The organism is Pseudomonas sp. NPDC098740, assembly GCF_044760065.1.
Lineage (GTDB): Bacteria > Pseudomonadota > Gammaproteobacteria > Pseudomonadales > Pseudomonadaceae > Aquipseudomonas > Aquipseudomonas rossensis.
On sequence record NZ_JBIWAM010000002.1, the window covers coordinates 213,098 to 233,084 of the forward strand.

The window sequence follows — 19,987 nt, forward strand, 5'->3', positions numbered from 1 at the left end:
AATCTCTATGACTGCTGGCCTGCAAGGCTCGTTGATGGTGGACGTCGCCGGTACCTGGCTGACGGCTGAAGATCGCCACCTGTTGCGCCAACCCGAAGTGGGTGGCCTGATTATTTTCGCCCGCAATATCGAACACCCGCGCCAGGTGCGCGAGTTGAGCGCCTCAATCCGCGCCATTCGCCCCGATCTGCTGTTGGCAGTCGACCAGGAGGGCGGCCGGGTTCAGCGTTTGCGTCAGGGCTTCGTACGACTGCCAGCCATGCGCGCCATCGCTGACAACCCGAATGCCGAATACCTCGCCGAACAGTGCGGCTGGATCATGGCGACTGAAGTGCTGGCCGTCGGCCTCGATCTGAGTTTCGCTCCGGTGCTGGACCTCGACTTCCAGCGCAGCGCTGTAGTCGGCACCCGTTCATTTGAAGGTGATCCCGAGCGTGCAGCGTTGCTGGCGGGTGCCTTCATTCGCGGCATGAACAGCGCCGGCATGGCCGCCACCGGCAAGCACTTTCCCGGTCACGGCTGGGCCGAGGCCGATTCCCACGTTGCGATCCCTGTTGATGAGCGCCGTCTCGACGAAATCCGCGCCAATGACCTGGTGCCGTTCGCCCGACTGAGCAAGCAATTGGCTGCGGTCATGCCGGCCCACGTTATCTATCCGCAAGTCGATTCCCAACCCGCCGGCTTCTCCCGCCGCTGGTTGCAGGACATCCTGCGTGGCGAGCTGCAATTCGACGGCGTGATCTTCAGCGATGACCTGTCCATGGCCGGCGCCCACGTGGTCGGCGATGCTGCCAGCCGTATCGAAGCGGCGCTGACGGCCGGTTGTGACATGGGCCTGGTGTGCAACGATCGCGCGGCCGCTGAATTGGCCCTGAGCGCCGCCCAGCGTCTGAAGGTCAAGCCGTCCGAGCGCATCGCGCGGATGCGCGGCCAGTCGTACGCCAACATTGAATACCGTCAGAACCCGCGCTGGCTCGCAGCGGTCGGGGCGCTCAAAGAAGCTCAACTGATAGATTGAGGACTTTTCGTTATGACGGTTTACGCGTTTATCGGTGGCACCGGCCTGACTCAACTCGAAGGCCTGAGCATTCGTCAGTCACTGGCGGTGGACACGCCGTACGGTGCGCCTTCGGCTGAAGTGCAGATTGGCGAGTACGCCGGCAAGGAAGTGCTGTTCCTCGCGCGCCACGGTCAACCTCACCGTTTCCCGCCGCATCAGGTGAACTACCGCGCCAACCTCTGGGCGCTGAAACAGGCTGGTGCCGAAGCGATTTTCGCGGTCAACGCCGTGGGTGGGATTCATTCCGCGATGGGTACCGGACATTTCTGCGTGCCGCATCAACTGATTGACTACACCAGCGATCGCGAACACACCTATTTCGCCGATGATCTGCAGCAGGTCACACACATCGACTTCAGCTATCCCTACAGCGAGCCACTGCGTCAGCAGTTGATCGCGGCGCTGGCGGCCGAAGGTGTCGGCTACAGCAGTCATGGCGTGTACGCCTGCACTCAAGGGCCACGGCTGGAAACTGTCGCTGAAATCGCCAGGCTGGAGCGCGACGGATGCGACATCGTCGGCATGACCGGGATGCCGGAGGCGGCATTGGCTCGCGAGCTGGAACTGGATTACGCCTGTCTGGCGCTGGTAGTAAACCCGGCAGCGGGCAAGTCGACGGCAGTGATCAGCATGGCCGAGATCGAGCAAGCGCTGCATGACGGAATGGGCAAGGTGAAGTCGACGTTGGCCCGGGTACTCAAAGGCTGAGTCTTGATGCCTGCAAACTACAGTCACTTTCAGAAGCGTTGATTTTATGCTGGCAATTATTGAGCAACTTCATGAGCTGCCGTGGGCGGAGGAGTTCAGTCATCGTGCTCTGGATAAGGCTCGCAGATACGCTGTAGAAAGCCGGGTACAAATCCGCGAAATCGAGGACGCTCTCGTTCTCGCAATTTGCAAAGGTTCCCAAGGGAATATCTACGAACAAGCCATTGAACTCATTGAAGACCCTAATGGTGATTTTGAGCTGGTTTGCTCTTGTTCGTGTCCAGTGGTGATCAATTGCAAACACTGCGCAACCGTGCTTTTTAACCTGCAAGAGCACCCCGTGGACTCGTTCAAAAGTACTGCCTCGGTCCAACTGAATCGTGACTTGGAGCGCTGGCTCAATGATATTCCTCGCGACGCTCTGGATCGCGATGGGACTGCGCAGAGCACCGGCACGTGCTGGGTATATAAACTCAAAGCAACGTCCACTACAGGCAAGTGGTTGCTGGAAATTTACAAGGCTCGTCAGCTCAAGGATGGCCGCTTGCAGGACATCAAGTCTGTGTTCTCGCCGTCAGACGCACTGATGCGAGAGCCTGGCTATCTGTCGGAGCTCGATCTGCGAATCGCAAGATTGCTGGTCGCCGTCCACTCCCATCATTCGTTTTACAGCGGTTATCCCCTGCAACGCAGCAGTGGTGCCGAAGTTCTTCAATTGGCATTGAAAACATCACGCCTGTATCTCGACTTCGAACAATTGCAGCCGCTGGTACCTGGAAAGAGCAGGTCTGCGCAGTTTGACTGGACCGAGCAAGCCAGCGGCAGCTTCCGTCCTCAGTGGCGTAGTGACGAGGCGCCAGAAGAAACGATTCTGGCGCTGGAACCTTTGTACTACCTGGACCGCGAACGGATGGAGGTTGGGCCGCTGCTAAGCGAGCTAGACGAAAAGCTGGCCTGCCATTTGTCATTGGCCCCTGACATTCCCGCACGTCAGGCCATGCAGTTCAGCCATCGGATGAGTGCTGTGACTCGAGTCGTGCCTCCACCGCATGCATTGACCGAGCGGATCGTCGACGACGTCGAACCCCAAGCCTTCCTGACGCTTGCAAGCACCAACCGTTACAGGAACTGGAAGTACGAACCCGAGCATCGCGCGGCATTGGCGTTCACCTACAACGGCCACATGGCGGCGGACAAAAAATCCTCAGAAGTACTGATACTGTCCGGCACCGAAACCCAGCGCATTCAACGCAAACCCGTGGCTGAAAAAGCCTTGCGCCAAGCCTTGCAAAAATATGGCTTCAAAAAGGCCACCCGTAAAAGTGATGCGTTACCCGATAGTGCAGGCGAAATGTTCGATTTGCCGGACGACTCGGCTTGGCTGGCTTTTGTGCAATCCGGGGTCCCGGCGCTCAGAGAGGCAAACTGGCAGATCCGTATCAACGAGGGCTTTCATTTCAATTTGCAGCCTATAGATGAATGGTATGCCGATGTCGAGGAATCTCCGGGACGCGAGTGGTTCGATCTGCAGTTGGGTATCGTGGTCAATGGCGAGCGCCACAGTTTGCTGCCCATCCTGCTGCAATTGTTGCGCAGGCAACCGCAACTGTTGAGGCCGGCAGAACTGGCCTTGCGTGATGATGACGATCACGTGCTGATCGATCTCAATAGTGGGCAGTTGGGTGCCAAGCCAGGCATAAAAATTGCGCTGTCCCTGGGTCGGATCAAGCCATTAATGGCAACGCTCGGCGAATTGTATTTGGGTGTGAGCAGCAGTGCCTCATTACGCTTGAGCGCCCCTGATGCAGCGCGATTGAGTGAGTTGGAGGGGTTGCCTCTGGTCTGGCAGGGCGGTGAGCGCTTGCGCAGTTTCGCGAAACGCTTGCGTGAGTCGACTCATAAGAGCATTGCTGTTCCGGAAGGCCTCAACGCCACATTGCGGCCTTATCAGCATGAAGGTCTGAACTGGATGCAGACCCTTCGTGAGCTTGAGGTCGGCGGTATCCTTGGCGACGACATGGGCCTGGGCAAGACCCTGCAAACCCTGGCTCATTTACTAGTGGAAAAGCAGGCAGGTCGACTCGATCTTCCGGCACTCGCGGTGATGCCGACCAGCCTCATTCCCAACTGGCTCGACGAAGCGGCACGCTTCACCCCGCAGCTGAAAGTCTTGGCGCTGCATGGCGCCACTCGGCAAAAGGACTTCATCAACCTTGCCGAATACGATCTGGTGCTGACCACGTATGCGTTGTTGCCGCGTGATCTTGAGGTTTTGCAGCCACAGGTCTGGAGCGTGCTGATTCTCGATGAAGCGCAGAACATCAAAAATCCGCTCAGCAAAGCCGCTCAGGCTGCCCGTGATCTGGAGGCCCGGCAGCGTTTGTGCCTGTCCGGTACACCGTTGGAAAATCATCTCGGCGAGCTATGGTCACTGTTTCACTTCCTGTTGCCCGGCTGGCTAGGCGACAGTAAAACCTTCAATCGCGACTACCGCACCCCGATCGAGAAACACGGCAATAGCGAACGGATGCAGCACCTGACAGCCCGCATAAAGCCCTTTCTGCTACGCCGCAAGAAAGAACAGGTCGCCACCGAGTTGCCGCCAAAAACCGAGATCGTGCATTGGATCGAACTCAGCGATGGGCAGCGGGATGTTTATGAAACCGTGCGCGTGGCGATGGACAAGAAGGTGCGTGACGAAATTGCCCGCAGCGGCGTTGCGCGTAGCCAGATCATTATCCTCGACGCCTTGCTGAAGTTGCGTCAGGTGTGCTGCGATCTGCGGCTGGTCAAAATGTCTCTGACGGCGAAAGCACTTCGAGCGGGCAGCGGCAAGCTGATTGGCTTGATGGAGATGCTGGAGGAGTTACTCAGTGAAGGACGCAAGATTTTGCTGTTTTCGCAGTTCACCTCGATGCTTGCATTGATTGAGGAAGAATTGCTGCATCGTGGTGTTGGCTATGCGTTATTGACTGGCGAAACGACTGATCGGCGCACGCCAGTCAAAGACTTCCAGAGCGGCAAGGTGCCGTTGTTCCTGATCAGTCTGAAGGCGGGTGGCACGGGGCTTAATCTGACAGCGGCCGACACGGTGATTCACTTCGATCCGTGGTGGAATCCTGCTGTTGAAAATCAGGCCACCGATCGTGCTTACAGGATCGGTCAGGACAAACCGGTCTTCGTTTACAAGATGATTGCCCGGGGCACGGTGGAGGAGAAAATACAGGCGCTGCAACAGGAGAAGGCGGCGTTGGCCGGGGCTGTGCTTGAAGGTGGGACGACCGGAGGGTGGAAGCTTGAGCAGAGTGACATTGAAGCACTGTTTGCGCCGTTGCCTGATCCAAAATCCTGATAAAGCGTGACTGCAGTGAGTCCGAGTTGACGCCATCGCGAGCAAGCTCGCTCCCACAGGTACAGCGATAACCCTGTGGGAGGGAGCTTGCTCGCAATGACGATTTAATAATCGCCGCTATTTTTCCAACTTGTCCGGCAGCGGCGCAAACAACGCTTCAATATCATCACTCTGCAACTTCCAGTCCCCGGTCTTGCGCCCATCCAGCACGCCAGCCGCCAAGTCGGATTTTTCCTTCTGCAGATGCTGAATCTTCTCTTCCACCGTGCCCCGGGCAATCATCTTGTAGACGAACACCGGTTTCTCTTGACCAATGCGATACGCCCGATCAGTGGCCTGATTTTCCGTCGCCGGATTCCACCACGGATCATAGTGAATCACCGTGTCGGCTTCGGTCAGGTTCAGGCCGACGCCACCCGCCTTCAGGCTGATCAGAAAGATCTGACGCTTGCCGCTCTGGAAGTCTTTTACCGGGGCGCGCCGGTCGCGGGTCTGCCCGGTCAGCAGCGCATAATCGACTCCGCGCTTTTTCAGCTCATCTTCAATCAACGACAGCATTGAGGTGAACTGCGAGAACAACAGAATCCGCCGACCTTCATCGAACAATTCCTCAAGCATTTCCATCAGGCTGTCGAGCTTGCCCGACGTGCTGCCGCGAGTGGGCAGGGCGGCATCGTTGACCAGACGCAAATCGCAGCAGACCTGACGCAGTTTCAGCAGCGCCTCAAGAATGATGATCTGACTGCGCGCCACGCCCTTGCGGGTGATCTCGTCGCGGACTTTCTTGTCCATCGCCAGGCGCATGGTTTCGTACACGTCGCGCTGGGCTTCGTTGAGCTCGACCCAGTGGATGATTTCGGTTTTCGGCGGCAACTCGGTCGCCACTTGTTCCTTGGTTCGACGCAGGAGGAACGGTTTTATCCGGCCATTGAGGTGCTGAAGTCGTACTTCGCTGGCGCGTTTTTCGATCGGCACGCGGTAATCGCGGTTGAAGCTTTTCACGTCACCCAGCCAGCCGGGCAGCAGGAAGTGAAACAGCGACCACAGTTCACCCAGGTGGTTTTCCAGCGGCGTGCCGCTCAGGCAAAGACGCTGACGGGCATTCAATTCGCGGGCAGCATGGGCGGCCTTGCTGTTGGGGTTCTTGATGTATTGCGCCTCGTCCAGAACCAACACGTGCAAAGGCTGCGCGGCGAGACGTTCGACGTCCTTGGGCAGCAGCGCATAGGTGGTCAGAATCAGATCGTAATCGGCCAGCGTGTCGAAATGCTTTTTGCGACTGGCACCGTACAGCGCCAGCACTTTGAGTTGCGGCGTGAAGTGCGCCGCTTCATCCAGCCAGTTGGGGATCAGGCTGGTGGGCATCACTACCATGCACGGCCGATCGAGGCGTCCGGCGTTCTTCTCACTGAGAATGTGCGCCAGGGTCTGTAGGGTTTTGCCCAGACCCATGTCGTCCGCGAGAATCCCGCCGACTTCCAGTTGTCGCAACGACTGCATCCAGCTCAAGCCTTCCAGCTGATAGGGGCGCAAGGTCGCGTTCAGACCTTCCGGTGCGGTCGCGGTGAAGTCCTTGATGTCCCGCAGCCGCTGGGCAAAGGTGCGAATTTGCTCGCCACCCTCCCAGAGCAACGGCAGGTCTTCCAGCGGATTCAGCCGCGTGGCATCGGCTTTGCTCAGGCGCAGCGTCGTTTCACCGAGCCCTTGCAGGTAGAACTCGCCGAGGGTCGCCAGCACCGGTTTCAATCGGCCGAAGGGCAGGGCGACTTGCAACGGGCCGTACTCGGAGTTCGGGCGATTGGGAATGTTCACCAGGATCAACTCGTCGTCGCGACGTCGTGCAAGGCGTTCCGGGTTGAGGATCTCGGTGTGAGAGCGCATCAGGTTCAGCAGGATCGGCAGCAGACTCAGCCGTTCGCCGTTGACGATGATTCCCAGTTCCAGATCGAACCAGTCACGCTCCGGTGCCTGTTCTACGGTGGCGTACCAATCGTCCACGGCAGTCAGGTCGAAACCGAAGTCTTCGTCGATCTGCAACTCCCAACCCTGGGTACGCAGCTTCGGCAGTTCATTGAGGGTGAAGGTCAGCCAGGCGCTGTCGTTGACCATCTCGAAAAGCTCGCCGGCACTTTCCGGCAAGGCTTTGCTTTGCCGGGTGGCGACCTTGAAACCGAGGATTCGTAGCTGCTCCCTGTAGGCCTGTTCGATTTCCGGGTGGCGTTTTATCCGTAACGTTTGCGTCTCCTGACGAATTAGGATGTCGGCGTTCTTCTGCCCGGAAACGTATTCATCCAGATAGCTGAAAGACAACGCTGCTCGATGTTGAATATAACGCTGCATCTTGCCGTTGCGCGGTTCGAAGGCGCTGAACTCGATGCTCGCCAGCCACAAGCGCGGCACCGGTTGCACGTTATCCACCAGCACTTGCGGCGGCGCTTTTGGGCTACGGTTTTCCAATACGGCTTGAAGTTTCTCGAGTAGCTCGGCGTCTTGCGCGGCGGCTGGGTAGGCCAAGGTTTCCTGCACTTTCAGTAACACCGCTGCGCAGTGTTTGCAGTTGCTGTGGACCGGGCAGGTGCAGGTGGCATCGATCATCAGCAACGTGGCTTTGGCTGACTCGCGCAGGCGAATGGTCTGACGGTAAACGTTGCCGCCAGAGCCCTCGCAGGCGGCAATGATCGTGGCGTCGCCGGCCTCGACGATCCTGACGCGGTTCTCCAAAGCGTAGCGACGGCCACGCTCCAGGCTCTGTTCCTTGAATCGGCTGACCCAGGAAGGTGCCAGGGGTTTGCTCAGGGTCGCTGACATAAGGACTCAATCAGTCCGGAATTTCATCGGGGACTGGCCGAGGCGCAGGGGCAGTCAGCGAGGTGATCTTGATCAGCAGGCCGAGATGGCCGTTGTCGAGGAAGTTCAGCTGGCCGTTCTTGGTGTGGCTTTCCTGCTTCATACGTTCGCTGGCGGTGACCATGCCGTTGGCGTCGATCTGGTTAACCCAGAAATCCGCGTCCACATCAGTGAAACGTCCCAGTTTCAGGCTCAACGTGCCCTCGATCGGGAACTGGCCGAACTGTTCTTTGCCCTCGCTGATTGCAACTTTGCTGGCTTCTTCGCCAAGGTTCTGTTGCCAGGCCTTGTGCAGCAACACTGTGTATTCATTGCTGGCGGTGAGTTTTTCCACTTCAGCATTGAGGCTCGGTGTGCGCAGGCTGTCGGGGTTGATGGGCTGAGCTCCGGCAGCCCAGTCTTCCGGCGCGGCGCGGCTGACGATAGCGGGCACGGCGTTTTGGCGGACCAGAATCATTTCAATCTGATACAAGTCATCGGCAAATGCCGTAGGGGCGACCAGCGCTGTTATTAACATTGTCAACAAGGTCAGTAAGCGAAACAGGCGCATGCGGCGTCCTTCAAGCAGTTTTCGGAATGAGGTGCTCAAACAGCGCCTCTACAGTATTAAAGCGCTCTTCCGGGCGCTCCATCGGCACCTGGAATTTAAACATCGTGGCGCCTTCGAATTTGTAGCGTTTGGGCTGGCTCTGGATCAGCTTGATCAGCGTCAGCGGGTCGACCGGGGTTTGCGTCGCGAACTCGATTCGGCCACCTTGCGGGCCGCCGTCGACTTTCTTGATGCCCAGTAGCTCGGCCTGCAATTTCAGCGCGGTAATGCGCATCAGGTTCTTGGTCGGCTCCGGCAACAGGCCGAAACGATCGATCATCTCCACCTGCAAGTCCTTGAGGCCTTCCTCGTCGGTGGCCGAGGCGATGCGTTTGTAGAGAATCAGTCGGGCATGTACGTCCGGCAGATAGTCCTCGGGAATCAACGCCGGTACTCGCAGATTGACTTCCGGGCCACCGCCGAGCGGCTGATCGAGGTTCGGTTGTTCGCCCTTGCGGATCGACTTCACCGCGCGCTCGAGCATTTCCATGTACAGCGTGAAACCGACGGCCTGGATCTGCCCGCTCTGCCCGTCGCCGAGCAATTCGCCGGCGCCACGGATTTCCAGGTCGTTGGTGGCGAGCACGAAGCCCGCGCCGAGGTCCTGTGTATTGGCGATCGCTTCCAGACGTTTTTCGGCGTCAGGCGTGATTTGCTGACGCGGCGGCGTCAGCAAATAAGCGTAAGCCTGGTGGTGACTGCGACCGACCCGGCCGCGCAATTGGTGCAGCTGCGCCAAGCCGAACTTGTCGGCACGCTCGATGATGATGGTGTTGGCGCTCGGCACGTCAATGCCGGTCTCGATGATGGTCGAGGCGATCAGCACGTTGAAGCGCTTGTGGTAGAAGTCGCTCATCACTTGTTCGAGATCGCGTTCGCGCATCTGCCCGTGGCCGATGCCGATCCGTGCTTCCGGCACCAGTTCGGCGAGGTCGGCGGCGCATTTCTCGATGGTCTTCACATCGTTGTGCAGGTAGTAGACCTGACCGCCACGCAACAGCTCACGGAGCAAGGCCTCTTTGACCGTGCTCTTGTTCTGCTCCATGACGAAAGTCCGTACCGACAGGCGACGGGCCGGCGGCGTGGCGATGATCGACAGGTCGCGCATGCCCGACACCGCCATGTTCAGCGTGCGCGGAATCGGCGTGGCGGTCAGGGTGAGGATGTCGACTTCACTGCGCAGCGCCTTGAGCTGTTCCTTCTGACGGACACCGAAACGGTGCTCTTCGTCGATGATCACCAGCCCCAGGTTTTTGATTTTCACATCGTCGGATAGCAATTTGTGGGTGCCGATGACGATGTCGATCTTGCCTTCGGCCAGATCCGCGACCGCAGCATTTATTTCTTTGGTCGACTTGAATCGGCTCATCACTTCAACGCTCACCGGCCAGTCGGCGAAGCGATCGCGGAAGCTGTTGTAGTGCTGCTGCGCGAGCAGGGTGGTCGGCACCAGAATCGCCACCTGACGACCGCCGTGTACCGCGATGAACGCGGCGCGCATCGCCACTTCGGTCTTGCCGAAACCGACGTCGCCGCAGACCAGGCGGTCCATCGGTTTCGGCGCGAGCATGTCGGTGCGCACGGCTTCGATGGTGGTTTGCTGGTCCGGTGTTTCTTCGAACGGGAAGCCGGCGCTGAAGGTCGCGTAATCGGCTTTCGGGTCGGCGAACGCATAACCTTCGCGAGCGGCGCGACGGGCATAGATGTCGAGCAACTCGGCCGCCACGTCGCGCACCTGTTCGGCGGCTTTGCGTTTGGCTTTCTGCCAGGTCTCGGAGCCGAGACGGTGCAGCGGGGCCAGGGCATCGTCACTGCCGGTGTAACGGGCGATCAGATGCAGGTTGGCCACCGGCACGTAAAGCTTGGCGTTTTCGGCGTATTCGAGGGTCAGGAATTCGGCGGCCTGACTATCGATTTCCAGGATCGTCAGCCCGAGATAGCGACCGACACCGTGATCGATGTGTACCACCGGCGCGCCTTCGCGCAGCTCGGTAAGGTTTTTGATCACGGCATCGTTGTTGGCATCGGCGCGTTTCTCGCGGCGACGGCGCTGCATCACTCGCTGGCCGAACAATGGGCTTTCGGCAACCAGCGCTAACGCCGGATCGTCCAGCACCAGACCTTCATCGAGCGGGGCGATGGTGATCGCCAGGCGCTCCTTGCTCGCGACGAAGTCCGGCCAGCTGTCGACGGTTTTCGGTCGCAGCTTCAAGCGTTCCAGCAATTCCAGCAACACTTCACGACGGCCTGCGGACTCGGCGGTAAACAGCACGCGACCGGGGAACTCGTCGAGGAAACCCGCCAGCGTCGCCAACGGTTGGGTGGCCTTGGCTTCGATGGCCAGGTTCGGCAGCTCACGAGCGGGGAAGCGTTCGCGACCGACGCCGGTTTCCACGGCCTGTTGACTGGCGACCACGCGCGGCCAGTTCTTCAATCGAGCGAAGCAATCTTCCACTGGCAGGAACAGTTCAGCCGGCGGCAACAAAGGACGGGCCGGATCGACGCGGCGCTCTTCATAACGATTGCGCACGTCGTTCCAGAAGTTTTCCGCCGCCTGCTCGATGCCCGGCAAGGAAAACACTTGCGTGTCCTGCGGCAGGTAATCGAACAGCGTGGAGGTTTCATCGAAGAACAGCGGCAGGTAGTACTCGATACCGGCCGGTGTAATCCCGCTGCTCAAGTCCTGGAAGATCGGACAGCGACGGAAGTCGACATCGAAACGCTCACGGAAGCGCGCCTTGAAGCGGGTGACCGCATCCTTTTGCAGCGGGAACTCTCTCGCTGGCAGGAGGCGAACCGTTTCAACCTTGTCGATGGAGCGCTGGTTTTCCGGATCGAATGTACGAAGGGTCTCGATTTCGTCGTCGAACAGGTCAATTCGGAAAGGCAGTTTGCTGCCCATCGGGAACAGGTCGATCAACGAGCCGCGCACGGTAAATTCGCCATGCTCGTAGACGGTATCAACGTAGCGATAGCCGCTGGCCTCAAGCCGGGTGCGCATTTGCTCGACGTCGAGCTTCTGGCCGACGTCCAGCACCAGGCTGCTGCCGAGCAGGAATTTGGTCGGCGCCAGGCGATGCAGGGCTGTGGTGATCGGCACGACCAAAACGCCATGACTCAGCTCCGGCAACCGATACAACGCGGAGATTCGTTGGGAAATAATGTCCTGGTGCGGCGAAAACAGATCGTAAGGCAGGGTTTCCCAGTCCGGGAAATGCAGCACCGGCAAATCCGGGGCGAAGAAACTCAGCTCCTGTTCCAGCCGTTCGGCACTTTGGCTGTCGGCGGTCAGCAGCAGGGTGAAGCGCTTGGCAGCGCTGGCGGCCTCGGCAATGGCCAGGCTCAGGGCGGCACCGGGCAGGTTGCCCCAGTGCTGTTTACCTGCCGCGGCAGGGAGAAGCGGTAGACGCAGAACGGGCACGGAAGGTTGAGCTCCAAGCGTTGCGACAAAGTCGGTAATTGTAGCGGTCTCAGGTGCCGGCTGTCAGTTGCATATATGTCTATTACGCGGGTTGGGCGAAATGTAGTGGTAAAGACAAAATCCGGCCGTTTTTTAGTGAAAACTACCGATTATGTAGTGGCAAAACGAACAGGTGTTACGGATGGTTACGGATAAGGCAGCGCTGCCCCCAAAAAATTGACGACGCTGGAGGCCCCGGTTTTAATGGGCTTTAGCGGTGTGTTGTTTTTTTGATGAGGATTTTGTTACTGGCCGCGCGACAGGCGCGCATTGCTACGGGAGGCACTCGGCGGCATAATGTAGCCCCTTTTTTCTGCCCCTACATGTGGAAGGTTCCCGTGACTCAGAAGCCCGACCAGTGTCTTGGTGAATGGATCGACCGTGAAGCACTCGCAGAAGCGATGATTCCGCTTATCGGTCAGCTCTACCGCAATAACAACGTGGTGAGCTCGATCTATGGCCGCAGCCTGATCAATCGTTCAGTCATTGCGATTCTCAAAGCTCACCGCTTTGCTCGTCATCGTCAGTCCGATGACAGCGAATTGTCCGTCCACGAAACATTCCCGCTGCTCAAGGCAATGAGCGAGCTCAAGCTCGGCGCCGCCTCGGTAGACCTGGGCAAGCTTGCAGTCAAGTTCAAGGCTGAAGGCAATGGCCGCAGCGCCGAGCAGTTCGTCCGTGAAGAACTGGCTGACGTCGTTGGTCAGCAAAATGTTTCCGCCCGCAAAGGCACCGACGTTGTTCTGTACGGCTTTGGTCGTATCGGCCGTCTGCTGGCGCGCATCCTGATCGAGAAAACCGGTGGTGGCGACGGCCTGCGTCTGCGCGCCATCGTTGTCCGCAAGGGCGCCGAGAACGATCTGGTCAAACGTGCCAGCCTGCTGCGTCGTGACTCGGTCCATGGTCCGTTCGATGGCACCATCACCATTGATGAAGCCAACAACACCATCACCGCCAACGGCAACCTGATCCAGGTTATCTACGCGAAAAACCCGACTGAAGTGGACTACACCCAGTACGGGATCAAAGACGCGCTACTGGTGGACAACACCGGTGTATGGCGTGACGCCGACGGCCTGGGCCAGCACTTGGCTTGCCCGGGTATCGACCGCGTTGTTCTGACCGCACCTGGTAAAGGCAAGCTGAAGAACATCGTTCACGGCATCAACCACGGTGAAATCACCGCTGATGACAAAATCGTTTCCGCGGCTTCCTGCACCACCAACGCCATCGTGCCGGTGCTCAAAGCTGTCAACGACAAGTTCGGCATCATCAATGGTCACGTCGAAACGGTTCACTCGTACACCAACGACCAGAACCTGATCGACAACTTCCATAAAGGCGATCGCCGTGGCCGTAGCGCCGCGTTGAACATGGTGATCACCGAGACCGGTGCTGCCACCGCTGCCGCCAAGGCGCTGCCTGAGCTGGCCGGCAAGCTGACCGGTAACGCGATCCGCGTTCCGACGCCTAACGTGTCGATGGCCATTCTCAACCTGAACCTTGAGAAAGCCGCCACCCGTGAAGAGATGAACGAGTACCTGCGCTACATGGCGCTGCACTCCGATCTGCATAAGCAAATCGATTACGTCAATTCGCAGGAAGTGGTGTCCACCGACTTCGTTGGCTCGCGCCACGCAGGCGTGGTGGACGCTGAAGCAACCATCAGCCAAGACAACCGCGTTGTTCTGTACGTTTGGTACGACAACGAATTCGGTTACAGCTGCCAGGTGGTTCGCGTGATGGAAGACATGGCCGGTGTAAACCCGCCTGCATTCCCGCGTTGAGCATTAGCTGCACATGAAAACGCCCCGACTTTGGTCGGGGCGTTTTTGTTTGTGCGGTGTCCGCTCCCACACTTCTACCGCATAATGGCGAGCCTTGGCGTTGTGTCATGGGACTCTCCAGGGGATGCAGGATTGTTGAAATGGCGGCTGTGCGGTTTTGTGGTCCTGATGGGCGCTCTGTCCGGCTGCGGAAACAGTGATTCCATGGAAAGCTTCGGCGGCCCGACCATGGGCAGCACGTATTCGATCAAGTACCTGCGCCATGCCGGACTTCCCGCCCCGGCCGAGGTCCGTGTTCATGTCGAAAAGATCCTTGCTGAAGTCGATCAACAAATGTCGACTTACCGCAGCGACTCCGACATCGAACGCTTCAACGATCTACCCGCCAACCGCTGTCAGAAAATGCCCGCGCCGATCCTCAAACTGGTGCGCGTCGGTGAGCGTCTGTCGGAACAAAGCGAAGGTTCCTTCGACCTGACGGTGGAACCGCTGCTTAACCTCTGGGGCTTCGGCCCACAGGCTCGCGAAGAAAAAACTCCTGCGGCCCAGGCGCTGGCCGAAGAGCGGCAGCGAGTCGGTTACCAGCACCTTCGTATCGACGGCGATCAGCTGTGCAAGGACGCCGCGGTCGAGGTCGACTTCAACAGCATCGCCGCCGGTTACGCGGTCGATACAATTGCCGCAAAACTCGAAGCAATGGGCATTCACAACTACCTCGCCGAAGCCACCGGCGAACTCAAGGCTGCCGGCAAAAAACTCGACGGCTCACCGTGGCGCGTCGCTCTGGAAGAACCCCGCGACGACCAGCAAGTGGCCGAGCGCATCATCGCCGTCGACGGCTACGGCGTTTCCACTTCCGGCGACTACCGCAACTATTTCGAGCAGGATGGTCGGCGTTATTCCCACACCTTCGATGCCCGCACCGGGACGCCGGTCTTACACACTCTGGCGTCAGTCACGGTGATTCATCCTTCAGCGTTGATGGCCGATGGCTTATCGACGCTGTTGCTGATTCTGGGTCCTGAAAGGGGTTGGGACTATGCCGAAACGCATGACATCGGTGCATTCTTTGTGATTCGTGCCGATACAGGATTCGTCACACGAACCACGCAGGCTTTTGAACGCCTGAGTGGCGGAAAAACCGAGTGATCACGGCGATTCAAGCAGCAAAGACTGGCGCTGTAGTGCAGGCAAAACTAGCCTACGACGCGACCAAGGGTTAATGTGCGCGGCGTTGACGCTTATATAGACTGTGTCCGGGTTCTGCACTGGCCCCAAATTGTTCCTTCACGCCGCAGATCGGCGTGATTTAGCCGCAGGTGCCGAGGGCGCCGCGGCCTGTTCTGAGGAGTATGCATGGCTGTCTACAACTACGACGTGGTGGTGCTGGGTTCCGGCCCGGCGGGAGAAGGCGCGGCAATGAACGCCGCCAAAGCAGGGCGCAAGGTGGCGATGGTCGATAGCCGTCGCCAGGTCGGCGGCAACTGCACCCACCTGGGCACCATCCCGTCCAAGGCACTGCGTCACTCGGTCCGGCAGATCATGCAGTTCAACACCAACCCGATGTTCCGGGCCATTGGTGAGCCACGCTGGTTCTCGTTCCCGGACGTGTTGAAAAGCGCTGAAAAAGTCATCTCCAAACAAGTCGCATCGCGCACCGGCTACTACGCCCGTAACCGCGTCGACGTGTTCTTCGGCACCGGCAGCTTCGCCGACGAGCAAACCATCGAAGTGGTCTGCGCCAACGGCGTGGTCGAAAAACTGGTGGCCAAGCACATCATCATCGCCACCGGCTCGCGCCCGTATCGTCCGGCGGACATCGATTTCCATCACCCGCGTATCTACGATAGCGACACCATCCTCAGCCTCGGCCACACCCCGCGCAAACTCATCGTTTACGGCGCTGGCGTGATCGGTTGTGAGTACGCTTCGATCTTCAGCGGTCTGGGTGTATTGGTTGAGCTGGTGGACAACCGCGGTCAGTTGCTGAGCTTCCTCGACTCGGAAATTTCCCAGGCCCTGAGCTATCACTTCAGCAACAACAACATCACGGTTCGCCACAACGAAGACTACGACCGCGTCGAAGGCGTGGACAACGGCGTGATCCTGCACCTCAAGTCCGGCAAGAAGATCAAGGCCGACGCCTTGCTCTGGTGCAACGGCCGTACCGGCAACACCGATCAGCTGGGTCTGGAAAACATCGGCGTGAAGGTCAACAGCCGTGGCCAGATCGAAGTCGACGAGGCCTACCGTACCTGCAAGCCGAACATCTACGGCGCCGGTGACGTGATTGGTTGGCCGAGCCTGGCCAGTGCTGCTCACGACCAGGGTCGTTCGGCCGCTGGTAGCATCGTTGACAACCATAGCTGGCGTTTCGTCAACGACGTGCCAACCGGCATCTACACCATTCCGGAGATCAGCTCGATCGGCAAGAACGAGCAGGAGCTGACTCAGGCCAAGGTGCCGTACGAAGTGGGCAAGGCGTTCTTCAAGAGCATGGCGCGTGCACAGATCGCCGGCGAGCCTCAGGGCATGCTGAAGATTCTGTTCCACCGCGAAACCCTGGAAGTGCTGGGCGTTCACTGCTTCGGTTATCAGGCGTCGGAGATCGTTCACATTGGTCAGGCGATCATGAACCAGCCGGGCGAACTGAACACGCTGAAGTACTTCGTCAACACGACGTTCAATTACCCGACCATGGCCGAAGCCTATCGGGTAGCGGCGTACGATGGCCTCAACCGGCTTTTTTGAGTGGCTCCGGCCGGTGGCCTGAGCCGGCCGGGGAGACCGATTTCAGCAATTCTCGAGCGTGGCGCTGGCCAAACCGGGAAAGTCTGTAATCAGGCTGTCAACGCCGAAGTCGGCGAGTCTGCGCATTAGCGCGGGCTCGTTGACTGTCCATACCGACACATGCAGCCCCTGACGCTGCGCCTTCTGCAGGCGTTCCGGCGTACACAGGGTCCAGTTCAGCGCCAGAATCTCACAGCCATAGCTTTGCGCGACCTTCAACGGATCGAGCCAGGCGTATTCGGCCACCAATCCGCGAGACACATCTGGCACGAAGTCCAGCGCGGCTTTCAATACTTCCCGCGAACTCGAGGTGATCGTGACCTTGTCGAGCAGGCCGAAACGCTGAGCCATTTCGCGAATCGCCAGCACGGTAGTCGCAGCGCGGGTGCGTGAAGCGCTTTTGACTTCCAGTTGCCAGTGCTCGAAATCACATTTCTCGAACAGTTCTTCCAGTGTTGGAATCGGGCACGGTTTAATCCAGCCCGGTCCGCCAGTGCGCGCATCGTAGGTCACCAGCTCGGCCGCCCTGTGCTCGACGACTTTGCCGCGACGGTCGGTGGTGCGCTTGAGCGTCGGGTCGTGGATGACCATCAACTCACCGTCCATGGACAGGTGCAGGTCCAGTTCGCAACGCCGCACGCCGTGCTTGAGGCATTGCTGAAAACTGGTCAGCGTATTTTCCGGTGCTTCGCCCTTGGCGCCGCGATGGCCGTAGATGAGAGTCACGGTTCTTCCTTAAATTAAATGCCTGATTCGTTTTGTTCGCGGGCCAGACGTCGTTCCTGAGCCTGCTTCTGCAAAATGTAGCGGGCCAGCAATTGGCGCTGGGCATCGGTCGGGTATTCGAACTCGGTGCCGACGTCGTAGCCGTCGCCTTTGCGATCGCAATGGGTAACCCTGGCTCGGAGCAACAGGCCGAGGGCTTGCGGCATCAGCACCAGTTTGACCGACAGGTGTGCGTCCTCGGCAATGGGTGTCGGATGCTGAAACTCGATCCCGCCTTCGGAAATGATCACCGGCTGCGGCTCGCCGATCTGCCCGAGCACGGTGATTGCAATCACCTGGCTCAGCAAATCGATGCGTTTATTCTGGGATTTCAGGAACGCCGCGAGATTCCGGTCGCGCTCACTGATCTGGCGCAACAGGTGCTGTGACTCGAATTCGCTCAGGTGCAGTTCGCTGAGCAAGTTGAACAGAGGGGAAGCATCCTGCAACACTTCCTGGCCTGCGGCTTCGGGAGCGGACAGGGGCCGAATTTCCAGTGCGATCGTGTCCTCGATACGGTAGTATTCGCGGCGATCTTCTTCATCTAATGTCGACATTGCGACCCCATGGTAGCGGCGGTGGTCTGAGTGTAAAGCTGGATATCGACCCCCGCCACAAGGACGTTCCTTTTCCCTCCGAACAAGCCCCGACATGTTCAGACCTCTCTTCGTATTTATTGGCACGCGTTATACCCGTGCAAAGCGTCGCAATCATTTTGTGTCATTCATTTCCCTGACCTCGATGATCGGACTCGCCCTTGGCGTGGTCGTGATGATCGTGGTGCTTTCGGTCATGAATGGCTTCGATCATGAGATGCGCACCCGCGTGCTGGGCATGGTGCCCCACGCGACCATCGAGTCCGGTGAACCGATCAGCGACTGGAAAAGCCTGGCCGCCAAGGTCAAGCAGAACCCGCAGGTGATGGCCGTTGCGCCGTTTACCCAGATGCAGGGGTTGCTGACCAACAACGGCAAGGTTTCCAAAGTCCTGCTCAATGCCATCGATCCTGCGCTGGAACGGCAGGTCTCGATCATTGATAACTTCATGCAGCAGGGCAAACTCGACGACCTGGCGCCGGGCAGTTTCGGCATCGTCATCGGTGACAAGGCCGCGGCCAAGTTGGGGGCGGCGATCGGCGACAAACTGACGTTTGTGGCGCCGGAAGTCACCGTGACCCCGGCCGGGATGTTCCCGCGCATGAAACGCTTTACCGTGGTCGGCATCTTCCATGTCGGCGCCGGTGAGCTGGACGGCTATCTGGGCATCACCAATCTGCAGGATCTGGCCAAGCTGCATCGCTGGAAACCGGATCAGGTCCAGGGCATCCGCCTGAAGTTCGACGACCTGTTCCAGGCGCCACGCGTCGCGTGGACCCTCGCCCAGCAACTTGGCGAAGACCATTTCTATGCCCGCGACTGGACGCGCACCCACGGCAATCTGTATCAGGCGATCCGCATGGAAAAAGCCATGATCGGTTTGCTGTTGCTGCTGATCGTCGCCGTTGCCGCGTTCAATATCATTTCCACGCTGGTGATGGTGGTGAACGACAAGAAGGGCGACATCGCGATTCTGCGTACCCTTGGCGCCACGCCGGGGTCGATCATGGCGATCTTCATGGTGCAGGGCACAGTCATTGGTGTGGTCGGGACGCTGATTGGCGCTGTGGTCGGGATCTTCGCCGCGCTGAACGTCAGCGCCGCGATCTCGGCCCTCGAAGGGCTGATCGGGCACAAATTCCTCAATGCCGACGTGTACTTCATCGATTACCTGCCGTCGCAAGTGCAGAGCCAGGATGTGTTGATGGTCTGCGCCGCCGCGTTGGTCCTGAGTTTCCTCGCCACCCTGTATCCAGCCTGGCGTGCCGCGCGCACCCAGCCTGCGGAGGCGCTACGTTATGAGTGAGTTGGGCATGAGTGATAAAGCAATCTTGAGCTGCCGCAACCTGGGCAAATCCTACGAGGAAGGCCCTGAGTCGGTAGAGGTTCTGGCCGGTCTGCAACTGGAGCTGCATCCGGGTGAGCGCGTGGCGATTGTCGGTACGTCGGGCTCGGGCAAAAGTACCTTGCTCAACCTGCTGGGCGGCCTCGATACACCGACCAAGGGCAGTGTCTGGCTGGCCGGTGAAGAGCTGTCGGCGCTGAACGAAAAAGCTCGCGGTTTGCTGCGCAATCGGTCGCTGGGTTTCGTTTACCAGTTCCACCACTTGCTGCCTGAGTTCAGCGCGCTGGAAAACGTCTGCATGCCGCTGCTGATCGGCAAGACGGCTATCCCGGAAGCGCGTCAGCGTGCGACGGCATTGCTGGAGCGGGTAGGGCTGGGCCATCGTCTGGAACACAAACCGTCGGAACTGTCCGGTGGTGAACGTCAGCGTGTGGCCATCGCCCGCGCTCTGGTGAACAAACCAGGCCTGGTGATGCTCGACGAGCCGACCGGCAACCTCGATTCCCACACCGCCCAGGGCATTCAGGATTTGATGCTGGAACTCAGCACCTCGATGCGCACGGCGTTCCTGGTGGTGACTCACGACATGAACCTGGCTCGCCAGATGGATCGCGTCCTGCATTTGCAGGAAGGTTACCTGACGCCCATCTGATTGGCCGAAACCCGGCGTACTGAACAGTACGTCGGG

The 19,987-nt window shown here is 59.0% G+C and carries 13 protein-coding genes; 8 read left to right on the forward strand and 5 right to left on the reverse strand.

From position 1 onward, the window contains the following. Window positions 1–19: 19 nt before the first annotated feature. The 3 genes from nagZ to ACIQU2_RS03505 are packed head-to-tail and all read left to right on the forward strand — an operon-like array spanning window position 20 to window position 5,120. Window positions 20–1,018 (forward strand): beta-N-acetylhexosaminidase, encoded by a 999-nt coding sequence (gene nagZ, locus ACIQU2_RS03495; RefSeq protein WP_403138891.1) that lies wholly within the window; start codon window positions 20–22, stop codon window positions 1,016–1,018. A 12-nt stretch (window positions 1,019–1,030) separates the two neighbouring features. Then, window positions 1,031–1,768, forward strand: coding sequence for an S-methyl-5'-thioinosine phosphorylase (locus ACIQU2_RS03500; protein WP_403138602.1), 738 nt, complete (start codon window positions 1,031–1,033; stop codon window positions 1,766–1,768). Between the two features lie 46 nt (window positions 1,769–1,814). Beyond that, window positions 1,815–5,120 (forward strand): SNF2-related protein, encoded by a 3,306-nt coding sequence (locus tag ACIQU2_RS03505; RefSeq protein WP_403138603.1) that lies wholly within the window; start codon window positions 1,815–1,817, stop codon window positions 5,118–5,120. Between the two features lie 117 nt (window positions 5,121–5,237). Here ACIQU2_RS03505 and ACIQU2_RS03510 read toward each other — a convergent pair whose 3' ends face one another. The 3 genes from ACIQU2_RS03510 to mfd are packed head-to-tail and all read right to left on the reverse strand — an operon-like array spanning window position 5,238 to window position 11,977. Next, entirely contained in the window at window positions 5,238–7,928 is a 2,691-nt protein-coding gene (locus tag ACIQU2_RS03510; RefSeq protein WP_403138605.1) for a DEAD/DEAH box helicase, read from the reverse strand. A gap of 10 nt (window positions 7,929–7,938) precedes the next feature. Continuing rightward, on the reverse strand, window positions 7,939–8,517 hold the full coding sequence (locus ACIQU2_RS03515) for a CsiV family protein (protein WP_403138606.1): 579 nt from the start codon (window positions 8,515–8,517) through the stop codon (window positions 7,939–7,941). 10 nt (window positions 8,518–8,527) lie between these two features. Beyond that, window positions 8,528–11,977 carry a transcription-repair coupling factor gene (gene mfd, locus ACIQU2_RS03520; RefSeq protein WP_403138608.1) on the reverse strand — a complete coding sequence of 1,150 codons (3,450 nt, stop codon included), beginning with the start codon at window positions 11,975–11,977 and terminating at the stop codon, window positions 8,528–8,530. 362 nt (window positions 11,978–12,339) lie between these two features. Between mfd and ACIQU2_RS03525 the strand changes: the two genes are divergently transcribed. The 3 genes from ACIQU2_RS03525 (at window position 12,340) to sthA (ending at window position 16,554) form a co-directional block, all read left to right on the forward strand. Beyond that, a complete protein-coding gene (locus ACIQU2_RS03525; RefSeq protein ID WP_403138609.1) occupies window positions 12,340–13,803 on the forward strand; it encodes a glyceraldehyde-3-phosphate dehydrogenase in 1,464 nt (487 codons plus the stop codon). A 168-nt stretch (window positions 13,804–13,971) separates the two neighbouring features. After that, window positions 13,972–14,952, forward strand: coding sequence for an FAD:protein FMN transferase (locus ACIQU2_RS03530; protein WP_403138893.1), 981 nt, complete (start codon window positions 13,972–13,974; stop codon window positions 14,950–14,952). A gap of 207 nt (window positions 14,953–15,159) precedes the next feature. Continuing rightward, complete coding sequence (gene sthA, locus ACIQU2_RS03535; RefSeq protein WP_347804296.1) at window positions 15,160–16,554, forward strand: Si-specific NAD(P)(+) transhydrogenase; 1,395 nt, start codon at window positions 15,160–15,162, stop codon at window positions 16,552–16,554. A gap of 42 nt (window positions 16,555–16,596) precedes the next feature. Here sthA and ACIQU2_RS03540 read toward each other — a convergent pair whose 3' ends face one another. After that, a complete protein-coding gene (locus ACIQU2_RS03540; protein WP_347804295.1) occupies window positions 16,597–17,319 on the reverse strand; it encodes a glycerophosphodiester phosphodiesterase in 723 nt (240 codons plus the stop codon). 14 nt (window positions 17,320–17,333) lie between these two features. Next, window positions 17,334–17,915: a PilZ domain-containing protein gene (locus ACIQU2_RS03545; RefSeq protein WP_223431976.1), complete on the reverse strand. Its 582-nt coding sequence runs from the start codon at window positions 17,913–17,915 to the stop codon at window positions 17,334–17,336. A gap of 94 nt (window positions 17,916–18,009) precedes the next feature. On the opposite strand from ACIQU2_RS03545, the gene ACIQU2_RS03550 reads away from it, so the two are divergent. Continuing rightward, window positions 18,010–19,260: a lipoprotein-releasing ABC transporter permease subunit gene (locus ACIQU2_RS03550; protein ID WP_347804294.1), complete on the forward strand. Its 1,251-nt coding sequence runs from the start codon at window positions 18,010–18,012 to the stop codon at window positions 19,258–19,260. Window positions 19,261–19,267: 7 nt separating this feature from the next. After that, on the forward strand, window positions 19,268–19,951 hold the full coding sequence (lolD, locus tag ACIQU2_RS03555; protein WP_403138615.1) for a lipoprotein-releasing ABC transporter ATP-binding protein LolD: 684 nt from the start codon (window positions 19,268–19,270) through the stop codon (window positions 19,949–19,951). The last annotated feature ends 36 nt before the right edge of the window (window positions 19,952–19,987 follow it).

Coding starts and splice junctions, on each gene's coding strand:
- ACIQU2_RS03500 (WP_403138602.1), top strand. CDS start 1,031: ATGACGGTTTACGCGTTTATCGGTGGCACCGGCCTGACTCAACTCGAA.
- ACIQU2_RS03505 (WP_403138603.1), top strand. CDS start 1,815: ATGCTGGCAATTATTGAGCAACTTCATGAGCTGCCGTGGGCGGAGGAG.
- ACIQU2_RS03510 (WP_403138605.1), bottom strand. CDS start 7,928: ATGTCAGCGACCCTGAGCAAACCCCTGGCACCTTCCTGGGTCAGCCGA.
- ACIQU2_RS03515 (WP_403138606.1), bottom strand. CDS start 8,517: ATGCGCCTGTTTCGCTTACTGACCTTGTTGACAATGTTAATAACAGCG.
- ACIQU2_RS03525 (WP_403138609.1), top strand. CDS start 12,340: ATGTGGAAGGTTCCCGTGACTCAGAAGCCCGACCAGTGTCTTGGTGAA.
- ACIQU2_RS03530 (WP_403138893.1), top strand. CDS start 13,972: ATGGGCGCTCTGTCCGGCTGCGGAAACAGTGATTCCATGGAAAGCTTC.
- sthA (WP_347804296.1), top strand. CDS start 15,160: ATGGCTGTCTACAACTACGACGTGGTGGTGCTGGGTTCCGGCCCGGCG.
- ACIQU2_RS03545 (WP_223431976.1), bottom strand. CDS start 17,915: ATGTCGACATTAGATGAAGAAGATCGCCGCGAATACTACCGTATCGAG.
- ACIQU2_RS03550 (WP_347804294.1), top strand. CDS start 18,010: ATGTTCAGACCTCTCTTCGTATTTATTGGCACGCGTTATACCCGTGCA.
- lolD (WP_403138615.1), top strand. CDS start 19,268: ATGAGTGATAAAGCAATCTTGAGCTGCCGCAACCTGGGCAAATCCTAC.